This window comes from Gemmata sp. SH-PL17, assembly GCF_001610855.1.
Classification (GTDB): Bacteria; Planctomycetota; Planctomycetia; order Gemmatales; family Gemmataceae; genus Gemmata; species Gemmata massiliana.
On record NZ_CP011271.1, the window covers coordinates 6371595 to 6388665 of the forward strand.

14 protein-coding genes and 1 riboswitch are annotated in these 17071 nt (G+C 64.3%); of the genes, 6 read left to right on the forward strand and 8 right to left on the reverse strand.

Annotated features, from left to right (window positions below; translation table 11 throughout):
* Window positions 1–38: 38 nt before the first annotated feature.
* From VT84_RS26190 to VT84_RS26200, 3 genes are all read right to left on the reverse strand, one after another.
* Window positions 39–2510 carry a sigma-70 family RNA polymerase sigma factor gene (locus VT84_RS26190; protein ID WP_082841574.1) on the reverse strand — a complete coding sequence of 824 codons (2472 nt, stop codon included), beginning with the start codon at window positions 2508–2510 and terminating at the stop codon, window positions 39–41.
* A 137-nt stretch (window positions 2511–2647) separates the two neighbouring features.
* Complete coding sequence (locus VT84_RS26195; RefSeq protein ID WP_052561564.1) at window positions 2648–3244, reverse strand: DUF4291 domain-containing protein; 597 nt, start codon at window positions 3242–3244, stop codon at window positions 2648–2650.
* Window positions 3245–3336: 92 nt separating this feature from the next.
* Window positions 3337–3738 (reverse strand): RidA family protein, encoded by a 402-nt coding sequence (locus tag VT84_RS26200; RefSeq protein ID WP_052561562.1) that lies wholly within the window; start codon window positions 3736–3738, stop codon window positions 3337–3339.
* 197 nt (window positions 3739–3935) lie between these two features.
* Here VT84_RS26200 and fliL point away from each other — a divergent pair, with 197 nt between their 5' ends.
* Window positions 3936–4418: a flagellar basal body-associated protein FliL gene (fliL, locus tag VT84_RS26205; protein WP_082841576.1), complete on the forward strand. Its 483-nt coding sequence runs from the start codon at window positions 3936–3938 to the stop codon at window positions 4416–4418.
* A gap of 521 nt (window positions 4419–4939) precedes the next feature.
* Here fliL and VT84_RS26215 read toward each other — a convergent pair.
* From VT84_RS26215 to VT84_RS26225, 3 genes are all read right to left on the reverse strand, one after another.
* A complete protein-coding gene (locus VT84_RS26215) occupies window positions 4940–5317 on the reverse strand; it encodes a TIGR03066 family protein (protein WP_052561557.1) in 378 nt (125 codons plus the stop codon).
* A gap of 56 nt (window positions 5318–5373) precedes the next feature.
* Complete coding sequence (locus tag VT84_RS26220) at window positions 5374–5940, reverse strand: hypothetical protein (protein WP_052561555.1); 567 nt, start codon at window positions 5938–5940, stop codon at window positions 5374–5376.
* 292 nt (window positions 5941–6232) lie between these two features.
* On the reverse strand, window positions 6233–6658 hold the full coding sequence (locus tag VT84_RS26225; RefSeq protein WP_157469841.1) for a hypothetical protein: 426 nt from the start codon (window positions 6656–6658) through the stop codon (window positions 6233–6235).
* A gap of 329 nt (window positions 6659–6987) precedes the next feature.
* Here VT84_RS26225 and VT84_RS26230 point away from each other — a divergent pair, with 329 nt between their 5' ends.
* From VT84_RS26230 to VT84_RS26240, 3 genes are all read left to right on the forward strand, one after another.
* Window positions 6988–7734 carry an OmpH family outer membrane protein gene (locus VT84_RS26230; RefSeq protein WP_052561552.1) on the forward strand — a complete coding sequence of 249 codons (747 nt, stop codon included), beginning with the start codon at window positions 6988–6990 and terminating at the stop codon, window positions 7732–7734.
* Window positions 7735–7910: 176 nt separating this feature from the next.
* The gene (lpxC, locus tag VT84_RS26235) at window positions 7911–8888 is read left to right on the forward strand and encodes a UDP-3-O-acyl-N-acetylglucosamine deacetylase (protein WP_052561550.1); all 978 of its coding nucleotides are present in this window, start codon (window positions 7911–7913) and stop codon (window positions 8886–8888) included.
* 53 nt (window positions 8889–8941) lie between these two features.
* Complete coding sequence (locus VT84_RS26240) at window positions 8942–10042, forward strand: Gfo/Idh/MocA family protein (protein WP_239465477.1); 1101 nt, start codon at window positions 8942–8944, stop codon at window positions 10040–10042.
* 50 nt (window positions 10043–10092) lie between these two features.
* Here VT84_RS26240 and VT84_RS26245 read toward each other — a convergent pair whose 3' ends face one another.
* On the reverse strand, window positions 10093–10368 hold the full coding sequence (locus VT84_RS26245; protein ID WP_052561546.1) for a hypothetical protein: 276 nt from the start codon (window positions 10366–10368) through the stop codon (window positions 10093–10095).
* A gap of 406 nt (window positions 10369–10774) precedes the next feature.
* On the reverse strand, window positions 10775–13660 hold the full coding sequence (locus tag VT84_RS26250; protein ID WP_082841580.1) for a S9 family peptidase: 2886 nt from the start codon (window positions 13658–13660) through the stop codon (window positions 10775–10777).
* Between the two features lie 530 nt (window positions 13661–14190).
* Between VT84_RS26250 and VT84_RS26255 the strand changes: the two genes are divergently transcribed.
* Entirely contained in the window at window positions 14191–15984 is a 1794-nt protein-coding gene (locus tag VT84_RS26255; protein ID WP_082841581.1) for a GDSL-type esterase/lipase family protein, read from the forward strand.
* Window positions 15985–16186: 202 nt separating this feature from the next.
* Window positions 16187–16387, forward strand: a riboswitch (cobalamin riboswitch).
* Between the two features lie 117 nt (window positions 16388–16504).
* Window positions 16505–17068, forward strand: a complete 564-nt coding sequence (locus VT84_RS26260) for a DUF6580 family putative transport protein (RefSeq protein WP_082841582.1) — start codon at window positions 16505–16507, stop codon at window positions 17066–17068.
* The last annotated feature ends 3 nt before the right edge of the window (window positions 17069–17071 follow it).

The window sequence follows — 17071 nt, forward strand, 5'->3', positions numbered from 1 at the left end:
ATCTGCTTGGGGCCGTGGCGTTTACGCTGCGAGCGCCGTTACTTTTTTGGGCGCTCCAGGCGCTTGATGGCCTCGGTCGCGGCGCGCTTGACGTCGTTGTCCTGGTGGTCCAGGGCAACTTTGAGGACCGGCAACGCGGCGCGATCGCCGAGCAGCCCGAGGGCCGTGGCCGCTTCTCGTTGCACCCCTCCCCCGGTGTCTTTCTCCAGCGCTCGGATGAGATCCGGGACGGCCGCCAGTGCCCCCGGGCCAATATTACCCAAAGCGGCCGCGGCTTCGTACCGAACGGTGTTGATTGGGTCGCGCTTCAACACTTCGATTAGTGCGGGAACTGCTTCGGCCGCATCCGCCCCAAGCTCCCCGAACTGGCGCGCGGCTTCTTCGCGCTTGTACCGATCGTCGCTCTGCAACTTCTTGAGCAGGCCCGGAACGGCCTTCTTTCCCCACCAGTCCAGTCGGATCTCTCTAATCTCGTGATTCTCCCCCGGCTTCAGCACCAAGGGCCCGAGATACGGACCGGCCCGATAGCCCGGCGCCCCAATTTGTAGATCATATGGCAACCCGGGGACCAGGGCCGCTATCGTGTACTTTCCGGCCCCCACGTGTTTGACGGAGCCGTGCTGGTCGGAAGCCCCCCCCGGGAAGCCTTCATTGGGATCGAGACTAAAGTCGCCCCGTATCACGATGGGCATGAGGTGCAAACGAGCGTTAGTGATCGGCTCGCCGTCCGGGTTGAGAACGCGCACGCGCGCGATCGCGGATTCGGCGAGCACGACTTTCAGAGGATCGATCTGGTACCCGGCTCGGTCGGTGGTCCTCGCGTAGGCGGTTCCGGCGAGTGCGTGATCCGAGTGCGCGATTGCAGTCAAATGGACGGCCTGGCCCTTGTTGACCGCACGGGCACCCACCATGTACCCGGCGAACGTCCCCTCGGCATCGCTCTTGAGGTGAACGGATTTACTGAACCCGCCAAAAAATTCGCTCGCGGGGACACTATGGATCTCAACGACCACTTCTACCCCTTTGGCCGGCTTCCCGTCCGGCAGAAGAACCTGCCCTGTAAACTTCGGCGCGCTCGCGATCTTGAAGTCGATTCCCGTGACGTGCTTGCCGGCACTCACATCGACATGTTGGAGCCCTTCGCTCCTGTTGTACCGGGTGCTCGTGCCGTTACAGTAGAGGTCCATCTTGCGCGGTGCCGCGAACAAGCGGTACCGCCCGTTGGCGTCGGCGATGAGGCTGTCGCGGTTCCCGTCGGTTGTGGGAAAGTTGATCTCGGCCCCGGGTACGGGCTTCCCGGTGTCCGCGTCGGTGACCGTCCCAGAAACACTTTGCAGTAGTTCAAGGAAGAGGTCATCGGCACGAGCAGCACGACCTTTGAAATGGACCTGTGCCCATTCACTCCAAGCGCCGACTTCTTTTTTGGGGCGCTCCGCGATCCACACACGATAGTGCTCACCGGGTAACACGTTGGCAAATGAGTACGCGCCCTCTTCGTCCGTTCGCGCGGTCCAGCGTAAGGACTTAGCGAGCCATCTCTCACTGTCCCAGAGCGTCACCACTACACCCGCAACACCCTTCCCGCCCGGCGCGGACAGCACGCGACCAGTTACCGTGGTTCGCGCGGGTTGTTCGTTGGGGGTGGCCTTCACCGCCGCTTTCTCCTCCGGTGCGGGGGCATCGACCGTGCGCGGACCGGCGAACACGGGAACCGCGAGCACGACGGCGATCAGCACCACGGCCGCGCGTTTGAATTTGGTGGCGAATACCGTCCCCAGCGCACTTTCGGCGATCCGACGCGGGCCGTCGGGTACGGGACCGGTGCGGGAGGCGAAGTTGAGGGCTGCTCGTGCGGTCAGTGCGCGAAGCCCGGGTGTGACGGTCGAGGCCATCGTGATTCGGGACACGCCCGCCAGCGCCAGCACCGCGACCGGCGCGAGTCCGCGTGCGGAGAGGCGCGCACGCAGTCGGGTGCGCCCGCGCTCCAGGCGCCCGCGGAGCGCGCCGGTCGCGCACCCCAGCCGAGCGGCTGCTTCTTCCAGCGTCAGCCCTTCCAGGCAGCACAGAACAACGGGAAGTCGGTATCCGGAGGGCAACCGGCGAACCTCTTCGTCCAGAATCGCCAGCAACTCGCGCCCGGACAGTTCGTCCAGCGGATCGCAACCACGGCCTTCGGCCTCTTGTGGCGGAAGCGATTCGGCCCGCGCCGAGCGCGTCTTGAGCGCCACGCGCCGGGCGACGCCGTACATCCACCGCGCGAGGGCTTCGGTTCGCGGAAGCGACGCAGCTCGGCGCGCCAGAACCAGGAACGCGGCCTGAAATGCGTCTTCGGCCGCGTGGGAGTCGTAGAGGATGCGCCGACAGGTGCCCATCACCATCGGGCCGTGGCGCTCCACCAGTGCGGCGAACGCGCCTTCGTCCCGGTTTCGGACGAAGCTCGTGAGGAGTTCGGTGTCGGTTTCCGTGGGTGCGGACGCGCGGGTCAGCGCGGACGCGAAACGTGCAAGCATGGGAAGCACTCCGGGCGGAACTGCTATTCAGTAGTATCTGCCCGAACGCAAAACAATGTGCGCGCGACTTTTGAGAAGTGACCGATTTCTGCCCCGCGTCGCTTCGGGAATCAACCGCCAAAAGCCGATCCGAATTGTTATTCGTCGATCAGCAGCCGGCGCCGAACTTCGTCGCTCACCGAGTACACGCGCTCGGGCGGGAGCAGGCGCTTGGCTCGGTCGGCCCGACCCGATTGAAGGAAGTCGTAGATCTTGCGCACGCGGGGCGTGTAGTCCTCAATGCCGACGATCCAGTCCTCCACGAACGTGCGGATCACGTGTCGGCTCAAGCCCACTTGAATGCTGGAACACGGTAACCCGGCTCCGCGCAGCGAACGTTCCGGATCCCACTGAACGTGAACGCGCGCGTTCGTGAACTTCTCGGACCAGTCCGCGTGCGATGTAAAGGCGCCTGGGGCGAAGGACGTCAGAACGCCCGCCGCGAGTGCCTCTTCCCAACCGGAGCGCGTGATGCGAACGGCGAGGACGCGCTCCTGCCCGCTCTTCTGACCCCAATTACTGCGGTGCATGAGCCACAAGAACGAGGGCTTGATCCAGGTCATGCGCTGGAACGAGAACGGCGGAACGAAGCGCTGCGCGTCCAGCGCGGGTTCGGCGATTTGAGGGGAGTAAGCCTGGTAGACGACGATCGTTTCGCGGTCGAAGTCCGCGCGGATCTCGCGTTGCTGGGGCACGGGCGCTCTCCGAGACCAGGAGCGAGGGCGCCCTCTAAAGCGCCCCTGATCCCGACAGCACGCTCGGAGAGAAGGTTCGGCCCGGCCCCGCGTCACCCAGCGACGACGGCGATCACTTCGATCTCGATGAGCCAGTCCGGGACCGCCAGCGCCGCGACGCCGATCAGCGAACTCGCCGGCGGCTTTTCCTGGTTCAGGTGCTTCTTCCGCACCTCGCGGATGTGCCCCAGGTGCTCGGGCTTCAGGTCGACGACGAAGTACGTGACCTTCACCACGTCGTCGAGCGTCGCGCCCGCGGCCGCGAGCGCGGACTTGAGGTTCTCGAACACGTGCTCCGTCTGGGCACGCAGATCCCCCTTACCAACCACCTCGGCCCGCTCGTTCAGGCTCACCTGACCCGAAACATAGATCGTCTTCCCGGCGGTCGCGGTGACGACGTGGGAGTACCCGTTCGCGGGGTTCAGCGTGGGCGGGTTGAGAAACTGCTTCTGCACGGTCGCGGTCCTTTCGTTTACAGGAGAGATCCCGATGCGATTGTAGTGAAGTCGCTCCGCTGCAATGAGGGATCGAGCCATACTTCGACGGGCACACGGTTTGCGACTAGCGCGGTAGAGTCGGGCAAATTTTCCCGCCGAGGCGTAAAAGGTGAACTAGTAGTTGATGTGGCATCTCAACCGCACAGGAGAGCATCATGCGCATCTCGATGTTGATCGCACTGGCACTGATCGCGGCTGCCTTCGCTCCGACCACGGCCCAAGACCAGCCTCCGGAAGAAAACGCGGCTCTGCGCGAAAAAGTGCGCGAACTGGAACAGCGGTTGGCGCGCGTCGAGAAGCAACTCGCCGCGCCCGCGGACGACACGATCCGGTTCGGCGACGTGGTGGTGAACATCAAGGACGAACGCCATCAGCGGTACCTGCGCATCGTGGTCGCGTTCCAGGTCGATCCCGCGAACCACAGGGAATTGTCCGCACTGGTTGTGAAGAAGAAAGCCGAACTCAAGACCTGGCTCATCACGTACCTCGCCGACCAGAGCACCAAGGACGTGTCGGGTAGCGCCGGTGTATCCCGGCTCCGGGAAGACATGAAACGAGCACTCGGTAAGATCCTGCAACAGGACCGCAAGGAGAACCCGATCAAGGACGTGTTGTTCGAGGAATACGTGGTGCAGTGAAATCGGCCGCACCGAGTTAAGCGCCTGTTTCGGGGAGCGGGGCAACCCGCTCTTTTCGCGAATGTGGGCGATCGTTTTGGCGTCGTAGTATCCCGGGACGTGAAGACTAACGCAGTCGAAGATGTACCCCTGCTCCCCGTCCACGTCGGACGCACAGCTCCGCCACAAGATCATGTTCAGGGCCGGGAAATGATACGTGTTCCGACCCGGGCAGTAGACGGCCGGGTCGAATCCGAACCGCCTTGCAATTTCCGCTACCACTTCGTCGGCCGCCGACTCGAACAGTTCGATACCGTCAAACGTCCCCCAATACTTGGGCGACTGGATGAACGCGACCACCGACGGCGAACCGCGAAAGTCGACCTGAATGTCCCGGTCCCGGTCGAGGAGGGGGCGAACCTCCTCGCGCGTCATCCCCAGACGGATCATGCCCGCGTGGGATCGAATCCCGACGTGCGGAACCACATCATCGGCCTCCATTCACTTCACTCCGCGAAGAAACGACGCCTCCCGCGACACAGTTACTTGTCCTTGATGCGGACGAGCGTTTCCTCGTTCTTCCCGTCCTCGTCTTTGGTCACCAACTCGGTATCCGTCAGCTTGACAATAATTGTTTTGACAACCACCTCCTTTCCATCTACTTTCTCTGTCGTTATGATCTTATTGCCATCCACATTGTACTTTTGAGTCAGCCTCATCTCCTTGCCATTGAGATCGAACGTCAATGTGAACGTGCCATCTTTTGCGAATTCAATTACCGTCGGCTCATCTTTTTTCTTGTTCTTCGGCTCCCACTTGCCGATGATCTTTTTAGCATCGATCTTCTCCTCTTTCTTGTCATCGGCGAGGGCCGGGTAGCAAACCAGCACCGCCAGCGTTCCGAGTAGCATCGCGCGCATCACGTACCCTTTCGTAAAGCGTTCCCGGCACTCTCACTCACGTCACGGAAGGTCGGTTACTTCTTCTCTTTCACCTGGAAGGACTTCAGCAGCCGCGTCACGGTTTCCTTCCCACCGGGTTTCTTCTCCACGCGCTTCACTTCCCCGACGCCCGGCGCGTACCAGGAGGTGAGCCGCCCGCCCTCGTGCTCCCACACCACGCGCAGGGCCGTGAACTTCCCGGCCGGCACCTCGATCGGTTCCGGGCCATAGACCGTCCGCTTGCCCCCATCAGGGACGTCCCAGGAGTCGCCCGACCGGAGCCCGCTCTTGAGCAGCCACGCGGACTCGCCGTTCGCCCCCTCCCGCTCCTGGCGCAGCCCCTCGGCCGACACGACCATCTTCGTGTACCGGGTCTCGTTCCCGTCCGCCCCGGCCCGCGCGACCACCAAATCGTCCCCGATCTTCTCCACCCCGGAGACCACCGCGACCTCGTCCACCCCGCTGACCTTCTCGTACACCCACTTGGCGCCCGGGGTGATCGGGAAGTAGATCGTCGTCCCCGCGCCCTTCGGCACCGGCGCCGCGGTGGAACTCGAAAGGGCCGTTACGAGCGCGCAGCACCCGGCGAAGTGAAGTGTCATCCCCGTCTCCCAGGAGATTCGGCGCCGGAGCGCCCGGGATCAGTGCCGCACGATTCTACCCCAGCGCCGAGCGCGAAGATAGCCGGGGGTTCACCCCCGGGCTAACTCGTTGGGGGCGCAAACGCCATTCGTTGCGTTTCGGACCCCGAAGGGGTCACCGGTAATAGCCCGGGGTTTCAACCCCGGGTGCGTCCACGCCCGTCTGTGTGGCCCCCGGACCATTCGTTGCGTTTCGGACGCCAACGGCGCCACCAGAAATCCCGGGTTTCAACCGCGCGCGCGAAACCGCCCCTCAATCGCCTTTCGGAACGTCCACCATGAACTCGAACACGTGCTCCTTGCCCGCCTGAATCTCGCGCTCCAGGCCCGATAGGTCCGGGCGCGCGAGTTTCGGCGGGAACACGGACGAAACGCCCTCTTCGACACCGGCGGGCGGAGGCGGCGCCAGCGACACGCGGTACCAGCCCGGCGGGATGTTGTTCGACCGGTTGACTTGCAGCGCGTATGAGCCGTCGGGACCGGTTTCCCCGAACGCGGACTTCCCGCTCCCCCCGCGCTCGGGGTGCGGTGTAAACACAACTAGCCCGCCCACAACGGGTTGCCCGTTCAGGATCACTTTTCCGCGGACCGTTGTCGTTACGGGTTCGGGCGCACCGGTCCCGCACCCACTGCCCGCCAGCACCAGGGCGGGGAGCCACAACCTCATTGCCGTTTTCATGAAGACCGTCCCGGGTGCGAATTGCGACCCTCTTGCCATCGACGGAATCTGCCCCGCCGGATTAAAGTGTTCGCGGTCCCACCCCGCGAAACGCACTCGTTTCAAGCGAATTTCCGTCACCGGACACTTACCCCGTTAGCATTGACGCCCCCAAAGTGATTGGGTATCTACGCTCGCCACGGCACCAGAGGGAAATGTGAGCGGCAGCGCCGAAAGCGAGGATTCGCCCGGCTTTACTGCTTACAGCGCCTGCAATGCGGGCCGGTGTGGTACAACCCGCGGGGACCGGAACCCCGCGTTACCGGAGCGGACGAAGAGGAGGACTGAGAGTGAATCGCACGTTCACGTACCTGTCGGCGGCCCTCGGCATCGCGGGCGTGGTGTACGTCACCGGCCTGTCGCACGCCCAGCCCCCAGCCGGCGGCGCGCCCGCGGCGGCCCCGGCCACGCGCCCGACGGTCGCGGTCTTCAACATGGCCGGCGTCATGCGCGACTTCGGCCAGGCGAAGTACCAGGTTCACCTGCTGAACCAGCGGAAGAACGAGATGTCCAAGGCCCTGCTCGCGCTGCGGGCCGAGTACCTCGGGCACCAGAAGGATCTGGCGACCAACCCGAACCACCCGGAAAAGGACACCAAGCAGCAGCGCATGCTCGCCCTGACCCGGTCCATCGAGGACGAGGATCGGAAGATCAACAAGATGCTCAACGACGACGCGAGCAAGATCATTTCCGACCTGTACGACAAGATCAAGACCGTGGTGGACAAGACCGCCGAGATGAACGGCTACCACGTCGTGTTCGCGTACCCGGACGCGGTGACCCCGGAAGAACAGAACAGCGCGTACATCAAGGAACTGAAGCTGAAGCCCCCGGCGGCCCAGCCGTTCTTCGTGGCCCCGCACGCGGACATCACCGGCGTCGTGGTGAAGACCCTCAACGCCTGGTACCAGCCGATCGGCGCCGACGGCAAGCCCGTGGACGTGAGCAAGCTGGTCGCCGACCCGGGCGCGCCGGCCCCCACCACCGGTGCGCCACCCGCGCCGGGCGCGGGCGGGCTGCCCGTGTCGCCGAAGTAAAACTGGGCAGATTGGTGTTAACCCCGAACCGCGAACGTGGTACAGAGTGCAAAATCCATGTTCGCGCTCCCGCCGACCACCCGGTCGGATCGGGAGGCGCGATTCGGTAAGATGGCTAAACTTGGGCCGGTCGGGGCGCCGATACAAGGTGTCGCGACCGGCCCGAATGGGTACGAGTGACTCGACCTCGATTCGGAACGGTTACGCCAGGGAAGGCGGACATCGTGCGCGTCATCGGCTATCGACACCAGCGAACCCTCGCCGCACCGGTTTCGGTCGAAGGCGTGGGCTTCATCACCGGGACCCGGGTGTCCCTGCGGTTCCTGCCCGCCCAACCGGACACGGGTCTGGTGTTCCGGCGCACGGACCTGCCGGACGCACCGACGGTACCCGCCCGCGCCGCCCGCGTGAGCGGGACGCAGCGCCGCACCACCCTTGGCCCCCAGCACACCAGCATCACACTCGTCGAACACGTTCTGGCGGCCCTCGCCGGGCTTCGCATCGACAACTGTGTCGTGGAACTCGACGGTGCGGAACCGCCCGGACTCGACGGGTCGGCCGCGGGCTTCGTCTCCGCACTGTCCACCGTCGCGACCGTGAACCAGCGCACGCGCCGGGCCATTTATGGCGTCTCCAAGCCGGTCGTCGTCCGCGCGCCGGGCGCGACGCTCGGGCTGCACCCGGCCACCGGCAGCGAACTGCGGATCAGCTACCGGCTCGATTACGGCCCCGGCAGCCCGATCGCGCCGCAAACGCACACGCTCGCGATCACACCGGACACGTTCGCGCACGAACTGGCCCCGTGCCGGACGTTCCTCACCGAACCCGAAGCACACGGGCTGCGTGCTCAGGGCGTCGGCCGGCACCTGACCGGCGCGGACCTGCTCGTGTTCGGCAAGTACGGACCGATCGAGAACGCGGTCCGGTTCGCCGATGAACCGGCCCGGCACAAGATCCTGGACCTGATCGGCGACCTCGCGCTGTGCGGGTTCGATCTCGCGGGCCACCTGGTCGCGTACCGGTCCGGGCACTCACTGAACGTGGAACTGGCCCGGCAACTGGCTTGTGCGGCCGGGGCCGGTGCCGAGGCCGAGTCCAAAAGTCGAAAGTCCACGGGTCGGAAAGTCGTAAAGCCCGCGAGCCGGGCCGCCTGACATTCGACACCGGACCGGACGACGATCTTCGACGTGCAACAATTGGGGTTGATATGGACCGTTTGCGGATGGCGGTGATTGGGGTCGGACACCTGGGACAGCACCACGCCCGCATCCTGGCGAACCTGCCGGACGTGAACCTGGTCGGCGTGGTCGACGCGAACCCGGACCAGGCCCGCGCGGTCGCCACGAAGCTCGGAACGACCCCCTACGAGTGCTTCGAGCCCCTCCTCGACAAGGTCGAAGCCGTCAGCATCGTTACCCCCACCATCCACCACCACTCGGTCGCGAGCGCGTTCCTCCGGGCCGGGGTTCCGGTCCTGGTCGAGAAGCCCGTGTGCCGCACGGTCGCGGAAGCGGACGACCTCATCGCCCTGGCGAAGAAGGCCAAGGTCGCGCTCCAGGTGGGGCACATCGAGCGGTTCAACCCGGCGTTCGAGGAACTGGTGAAGCGCCCGATCCGCGCGAAGTTCGTCGAGGCCGAGCGCCACGGGCCGTTCACCGGGCGCTCGGTGGACATCGGCGCGGTGCTCGATTTGATGATCCACGACCTCGACATGCTGCTCGCGCTCGTGGGCGGGAAAGTCGCGCGCGTCTCCGCCGTGGGCGCGGTGGTGTTCGGCGGGCACGAGGACATGGTGAACGCGCGCCTGGAGTTCGAGAACGGGTGCATCGCGCACGTTACCGCGAGCCGCATCACCCGGCACCCCAAGCGCCGGCTCCGCATCTGGGCACCAGAGGGCTACGCGGGCATCGACTTCGTCACGCGGAAGCTCACGCTGGTGCAGCAGAGCGAAGAGGTGCGGAAGTACGGGCTGCGCGTCTCGGAGATGGACCAGGTTACACGCGCACGACTGAAGGACGAAGTATTCGGGCGCTACCTGCAAGTGCTGAACCTGGACGCGGACCGGAAGCACGACCAGCTCACGGCGGAACTCCGCCACTTCATCGACTGCGTGCGCACCGGGAAGACGCCCCGCGTGACCGGCACCGACGGCCGCGACGCACTCGAACTGGCCGAACGGGTACTGGACGCGCTCCGCGTGCACCCGTGGGAAGGCACGCCCGCCGGTCCGCACGGTCCGGGTGGCCTGCCCACCCCCGCCGGGTTCCTCTTCCCGCCGATCCAACTCGCCCGCACCGAAGCGGCGTAAATGCAAGAATGCACAGGGCGGAAGCCCTGTGTTCTCGCCCCTCGCAAGCGTCACTCCACCGACCGATCTCCAATACCTTTATCCATATTGAGTTGCGCGGCCTTCTCGCGGCCGCGTTCGGACAGGCCGTAACGCGCGTTACGACCGGCCGATCGGCGCTCGAACCAACCGTGCGACAGAGCGGCAATGGCAGCGAACCGGTGGGTTCCCAAACCGACCTCGATCTCCGGAATCGTGAGCGTGTCTCGGTCGGTAAGCAACTGAACCAGAGCGAGCCTCCGCTCCATCATGGAGGGATACTTGTCGTCCACAACCCATCTCCTCATCCACCCGTCCTCGGGTGGCACCGGTTTCAGGGACGATCTCTTGCGCGCAAACTAACCTTTCATAATTTCTATTCTGGTTCCAACAGCCGGGTTCCGTCGCGAAAAACACAAGTAATTCTCGTTACTCTCGTGGTCAACTGGTGCGCAGCACATCGGGGGCCGGAGTGTGTTTCACACGCGGCTCGCGCGTACCATCGCGCGAGTTCCTGAAGGCGAAGTGGCGGCCCCTGTTTCAACGGCACGTTGAGCGGAAAGTCTTTTTCTCAAAGAACTTTCGGCTGCAATGATTGAATGGTCGTTGCCCCGGCGCACGAGCGGTTGAGATTGGGCCAAAACAGACACGGCCCCTGGATATTCCAGGGGCCGCTTCGTGACCACGAATGCGCGAGAAGTACCCGCCGCGGGCTTACTTGCGCTTAACGTCCTTGATGTTGATGTCCGCCCCGGTTTGGCGATCGTTCAGCAAATTTTCTGCGAAGAAGTCCCACATCCGCTGCGTGAAGTACGGCTGGGCGTTCCCAAAGGCGTGCCGGGCGCCGGGGATCATCAGCATGTCGAACCGCTTGTTCGCCTTAATGAGCGCGTCCACGAGGCGCATCGTGTTGGCGGGGTGAACGTTGTTGTCGATCTCCCCGTGAACGAGCAGCAAGTGGCCCTTCAGGTTCGCGGCCAGTTCCGCGTTCGTCGGGATGTGGATGTCGAACCGCATCGCCGGCAGCGTGACCGTCGGGAGTGCGGCACCAGCCGGGCGCGGCGGCGGCGCTTGTTGGACCTGGGCCGCCGAATTCTTGAGCGCGGCCAGTTTCGCGTTCAGCTCCGCGAGTTTGCGCTCCAGGTCCGCGACCGAGTCCTCGTTCCGCGGGTCGAACGAATCGAGGAGGTCTTCGAGTTCGGCTTCCAGTGCCTCCTCCGGCGTCGGCCCCTTCTTGCGCCCGCCCGTTCCCTTGCCGAAGCCCTTTCCGCCCCCGGTGTTCGCGTCGGTCGCGGTGGTCGTGGCGGAGGTGCCCTTCCCGTCGCTGACCGGCACCTCCTTCAGACCGTGGTAGGTCTCGGACCAGTTGTCGTTGTAAATGTTGTTGTCGTGGTTGCCGGCGCTGGCGACCGCGGCCTTGAAGAAGTCGTTGTAAGGCTTCTGCAGCACCGCCGCGGCCGACATGAACCCGCCGCCCGAGTGCCCGTAGATGCCCACGCGCTCGATATCGATAAAGCTGTGGCGCGCGGCGAGCGCTTCGAGGGCGGCCTTCTTGTCCACCAGCCCGTAGTCGCGCAGGTTGAAGTACCCGAACGAGTGGTACGCCTTCGACCGCTCCGGGCTACCACCGCGATGCCCCACTTGAATGACGATGAACCCGAGTTGCGCTAACTGCATCGTCTGACTGTGGGCCGAGAACCGGTACACGACGCCCTCGGTTTGCGGCCCCGGGTACACGTGGGCGATGATCGGGTACTTCTTCTTCGGGTCGAAGTCGAACGGCTTCCACATGTTCCCGTACAGATCGGTGACGCCGTCCGCGGCCTTCACCGTGAACGTTTCCGGCATCTGCCAGCCGGCCTTCTTGAGCGCGGACAGGTCGGTCGTCTCCAGCACCATCAGCACCTTACCGGCGTCGTCGCGGAGCGTGGCGAACGGCGCGCGGTCCACGCGCGTGCTGTTGGTCACGACGAACTTCTTCGACGGCGACAGCGACGACGACTGGTTGAAGCCGCTGAGTGGTTGATTCTCAACCACTCCACCAAGTGTGGGGTAACTGCCCAAGCTCGCGGTCGGTTCCTCGCTCGGGTCGAGGCAGGTCAGGCCGGTGCCGTCGAGTTTCACGCGGTAGAGGTGCGTGTAGTAGAGGTTCTCGCCCGGTTCGCGCCCGTTGCCGATGATGTAAACGAACCCGGCCTTCGCATCGACCTCGACGATCCGGCTCGCGCGCCACGCGCCACTCGTGAGGGCGTTCTTGAACGTGCCGTCGCGCCCGTAGCGGTAGAAGTGGCCCCACCCGCTGCGCTCCGACCACCACACGAACTCGTCGGTTTCTTCGATGTAGCGCGGCGCCTGCATGTCGAGGTACGCGGCGTCGAACGCCTCGTTCACGAGGCACTTGCACGTGCTGTTGAGCACGTCGAACGCGCAGATTTCGAGGTTCCGCCGGAGCCGGTCGCGCCGGATGAACCGCAGTTCGCCCGGACTCTTGCCCCAACGCAGGTCCGAGTACCGCTCGTCCTTCCACTTCGGCGTGATCCGCGTGAGCGTCTTGCTGTCGGCGACGCAGTAGTAGAGTTCCGTCTTGCGGACGAGTTCTTCGCCCGGCATCGGGTACTTGTACTGTTCGAGCTTGGGCCGCGGGTCGGCGATCGAGTCCACGAGGTAAAGGTCTTTCACCCCGCGGCTATCGGACCGCGTGATGTAGAACGCCTTCGAGTCAGAAGACCACGTCACGTTGGGCCGCGTCTTGCGGTCCGTCGGAGTCGTGGCCCCCTTCCCGGTGTTGTTCCCTTTCCCGAACCCGCCACCACCGCCACCGAAGCCGCCCACGAACGTGTACTCTTCCGCGCCGTCGGTCGAGAGTTGCGTCGCCTTGTCTTCGGGCTGCCCCTCGTCGCAGAGGTAGAGGTTGTACTTCAGCAGGAACACGTACTTCTTCTTGTCCGGCGAGTAGTTCTTGTACGAGGACGCCGGATCGGTCGGGTTCTTGGGCTGGTTTTCACCCATCCCGCCCGTCCCGCCGCCCATGTCGTCCTTCTTCTGCTCGGTCTCGCCCTCGCGCAACCGGCGGAGCATCTCGTTCACGCGCTCGTCGCCGAGCTGCCCGCGCAGGCGCTCGATGGCTTCCGCGTTGAGGGGACCGTTCCCGGGCGCGGACGCCTTGCCGGTCGCTTTCAGTTTGTTCGCGCCCAGATCGTACTCGTACTGGCTCTCACCGAACGCGAAGGTGAACTTCTTCCCGTCCGCCGCGACAACGACGCGGTCCAGCCGGAGCGTGTCGCCGTCGAGCGGCTTCTTCGACGCTTCCGAGAGCGCCGCGGCCAAGACCACGTGATCGAACAGCGGCACCTTTTCCTTCTTCGTGGGGTCGACGCGCCAGTACCGGTTCCCGGTCGCGGTGCGGGCCGCGTACCAGAACGTGTCCGTCTTGCCGATCCACTGCGGCGCGACGGACGCTTCTTGAACGTTGCGCGTCACGAAGTCGCGATCGAACTTTTGAGCGAGGGGGTAATTCGCCCCGGTGATCCGCTCTTGAGCGGAAACGAGGGGAGCTAGCGCGATCACAACGATCGCGACGACCGCGTGGCAGCGAGTCATGGCGGGGTGCCCTGGTGATGAAGATGCCGTTTAGCCAGATTATCTAGATTCGCATGAAAGTGCAAACTGATAGCAGGAAAGCAGTTAGCCGCCGCAATATCTGAGAAATATATGAGTTGAACCAGATGGCGTAGGTGAACCCCGCCCGCAAGGGCGGTGGGTACCTCGCCCTTGTGCATCCACCCGCTGCCCTTGTGCTCCACCCGCCGCCCTTGCGGGCGGGATTCACCTGCCCCTTGTGCTCCACCCGCCGCCCTTGCGGGCGGGGTTCACCAATCGCTCGGTGCTATCGGCCACCCACCTCCACGCTCAATGGCCCTCATAAAGCAACGATACTAGCGATCAATTCAATTTCACCAATTACATCGATTTAATCAACAAGTTAAATCATATCAATCACGTCCCCTGGGTTCTCAATGCCGCGGCCAATTCCCTATCGGAAGATGTGTCTATACGGGGAACAATAACGTTTGAAATTCCATCCCGATATTCCCGGCCCGAGTTCCCGCGCTCGCGATTCAGGAGCCGTCATGGTTAGGGGTTCGCGCGCCTTCGCGCCCACGTTGCGTTTCCCGTTACACGTGGAAGCACTGGAGGCCCGGTGGGTGCCAACGGCCTACACTCTGACACCGGTCGTTCCGGTCGTTGACGCAGCTATGGCGGCCCGGTTGTCGGCGGTGATCCAGCGCGGGGCGGCCGCCGGGAACCAGACGAACGTCTTCACGCGGGCCGGCGACAGCATCACGTTCTCGAACAACTTCCTCATCCCGCTCGCAACGCCCTCTATGGGGGTCGACCTCGCCGGGGACGGCTCGCTCAACGACACGCTCGCCTACTTCCGCGCCGGCCAGATCGGGGGATCGAACTCCTTCGCGCACCCGAGCGTCGCGGCCGTGAGCGGGTACAAGTCCGCGGACGTACTCGGGCTGTTGCCCAGCGAACTCGCGGTCAGCAGGCCCGCGTTCGTCCTCGTCATGGTCGGGACGAACGACGTCGCCGCGGGCGTGCCGCTCGACACGTTCCGGCAGAACCTGACGCGGATCGCCGAGACCGCACTGAACATGGGCGTGGTCCCCGTCCTCAGCACGATTCCGAACAGCAAGTTCTCGGCCGAACTGGAACGGCTACAACCGAGTTACAACCAGGTCATCGAAGACGTCAGCGAAGCCCTCCGGGTGCCGCTCTGGAACTACTGGCGGGCGCTCCAGCAGCTCCCCAATTTGGGGATCAGCGCGGACGGCGTTCACCCCAGCGTGTCCCCAACAGGTGGAGGCGATTTGACCGAGAAGGGACTTCAGTTCGGCTACAACGTCCGCAATCTCACCGCGCTCCAGACGCTCGATAAATTGCGGCGCGTTCTGATCTCGGGCCAGTCGCCCGACTTACCGAGCGACAATCAATCGTGGGCGCCGCTCACGAATGCCCTCGCCGTGGCCGCGGGAGACACAACCGGCTTTCAGGTCGAAGTGATCGACACGACCACGCGGCGCACGCTGTTCCGTTTCGATCCGTTCCCCGGGTTCGACGGAACCGTCCGCGTCGCGCTGGCGGACGTGAACCACGACGGCGTACCGGATCTCATCGCGTCGGTCGGCCCCGCTGGGCCGCCACACGTCAAGGTGTTCGACGGCCAAACGGGATCACTGATCGCGAGCTTCTACGCCTTCGACGCCGGTTTAACGACGGGTCTGAGCCTCGCAACTGGTGACGTGAACCGCGACGGCGCGGCCGACATCATCGTGTGCCCGGAAGCCAACGCCCCCGCACACGTAAAAGTATTCAGTGCATCCGGTGAGTTACTGGATAGCTTCCTCGCGTTCCCGTCGGCGTTTACGGGCGGCGGGCGCGTCGCGAGCGGGGACGTGAACCGGGACGGCGCGGCCGACATCATCGTCACGGCCGGGACCGGCGGGCAGGGACACGTCATGGTGTTTTCGGGAACGGATCTCGGGCTGTTGGCCAGTTTCTTCGCATTCGGCCCCGCGTTCGCGGGGGCGCTATCCGTAACCGCGGGCGACTTCGACGGCGACGGAGCCGCGGAAGTCGCCGTGGCCCCTTCGACTGCCGGGTACGATCCGCACGTAAAAGTGCTCCGCCCGCTGACGGAAGAGGTTGTGAGTAGCTTCTACGCTTACGATCCCGGGTTCCGTGGGGGCGTGCAACTCGCCACGACCGGCCGCAACGGGCACCGCGCGCTGGTTACCGCCACAAACACCGCGGCCGCAACAGACATTCGGATTCTCGATGCTCCTTCAAACGGCGTGTTGGATGCGTTCTTCGTATACGAAACTGGTTTCCGCTTCGGTGCGTCGCTCGGAGGGTAGTACCGAAGCGTGCGGATTACGTGTCTTCTGTAGCCGGCCTCACGAGCCCGAATTTCAATCGTCACAGGTAGTGTCGTTTGCGGATGATGCGTGCGGCGTTGGTGACGAGCTTACGACATTGCTCGCGATGAACGCGAACGGAAGAACGCCCCTAAAGGCCCGTGCCTCACAGGTTGTGGACGCTCCACCGCTCGCGGCATAAGCCAGTTGCGTCTCGACAGGTTCGCGCCGCCATCAGGCGGCGCGACGAAGAGGGAAGCCGGTGCGAATCCGGCGCAGGGCCGCTGCTGTGTTCGGCCAGGGTTCTCGGGCACTCGCCACTGTGACCATAGGTCACGGGAAGGCGCCCGCAACCCGTTACGAGCCGTGAGCCAGAAGACCTGCCTGTCGTTCATTGTTCGGTGCCTCGGAACCAGGCGACCGGGCCGACGGGCTTTTCGTTCGCGTGCATCCCCGTCCGCTCGTTTCCGGTCTCCGCAGGCACCCCCTTCCGCCCGTCCCGGCGAAGAGGAGCCGATCTGTGTCTCGCGAAGAATCGTTTAGTCCTTCGTCTCGTTCCTGGCTGCCGCGCGTTGCGGTGCTATCTGTTGTCATCGCGCTCGCGGCGGTTGTCCGGGTTGTGCCCCACCCACTGAACTTCACGCCAATCGGGGCAATGGCGATCTTCAGCGGGGCGTACTTCACGGATCGACGGGCCGCGTTGGTGGTCCCGCTGGTTGCTCTCTTCGTTGGTGATCTCTTCACCAGTTTGCACGTCCTGATCCCGGTCGTGTACGCCAGTTTTGCCCTGAACGTGCTGATCGCCCGGTGGCTGCGTTCTCATCGCACGGTTGTGGCAACGGCGACCGTAACGCTACTCGGCGCGCTCCAGTTCTTCATCGTCACCAACTTCGCGTGTTGGATCGCCTTCTACCCGCACACGGCCGAAGGTTTGCGTGAGTGCTACATCGCCGCCCTCCCGTACTTCCGGAACACGCTCCTCGGGGACACGGTGTTCGTTGGTCTCTTGTTCGGCGGATGGGCCGTCGCGGAACGCGCGTTCCCAGTGCTGCGCGAACCGGCACCGGCCACCGCGACAGTTTGAGCA

Excerpts from the sequence above, each read along its gene's own strand:
- VT84_RS26245 (WP_052561546.1), bottom strand. The coding sequence starts at position 10,368 with ATGAGGAGATGGGTTGTGGACGACAAGTATCCCTCCATGATGGAGCGG.
- VT84_RS26255 (WP_082841581.1), top strand. The coding sequence starts at position 14,191 with ATGGTTAGGGGTTCGCGCGCCTTCGCGCCCACGTTGCGTTTCCCGTTA.
- VT84_RS26225 (WP_157469841.1), bottom strand. The coding sequence starts at position 6,658 with ATGAAAACGGCAATGAGGTTGTGGCTCCCCGCCCTGGTGCTGGCGGGC.
- VT84_RS26240 (WP_239465477.1), top strand. The coding sequence starts at position 8,942 with ATGGACCGTTTGCGGATGGCGGTGATTGGGGTCGGACACCTGGGACAG.
- VT84_RS26250 (WP_082841580.1), bottom strand. The coding sequence starts at position 13,660 with ATGACTCGCTGCCACGCGGTCGTCGCGATCGTTGTGATCGCGCTAGCT.
- fliL (WP_082841576.1), top strand. The coding sequence starts at position 3,936 with ATGCGCATCTCGATGTTGATCGCACTGGCACTGATCGCGGCTGCCTTC.
- VT84_RS26215 (WP_052561557.1), bottom strand. The coding sequence starts at position 5,317 with ATGCGCGCGATGCTACTCGGAACGCTGGCGGTGCTGGTTTGCTACCCG.
- VT84_RS26220 (WP_052561555.1), bottom strand. The coding sequence starts at position 5,940 with ATGACACTTCACTTCGCCGGGTGCTGCGCGCTCGTAACGGCCCTTTCG.
- VT84_RS26190 (WP_082841574.1), bottom strand. The coding sequence starts at position 2,510 with ATGCTTGCACGTTTCGCGTCCGCGCTGACCCGCGCGTCCGCACCCACG.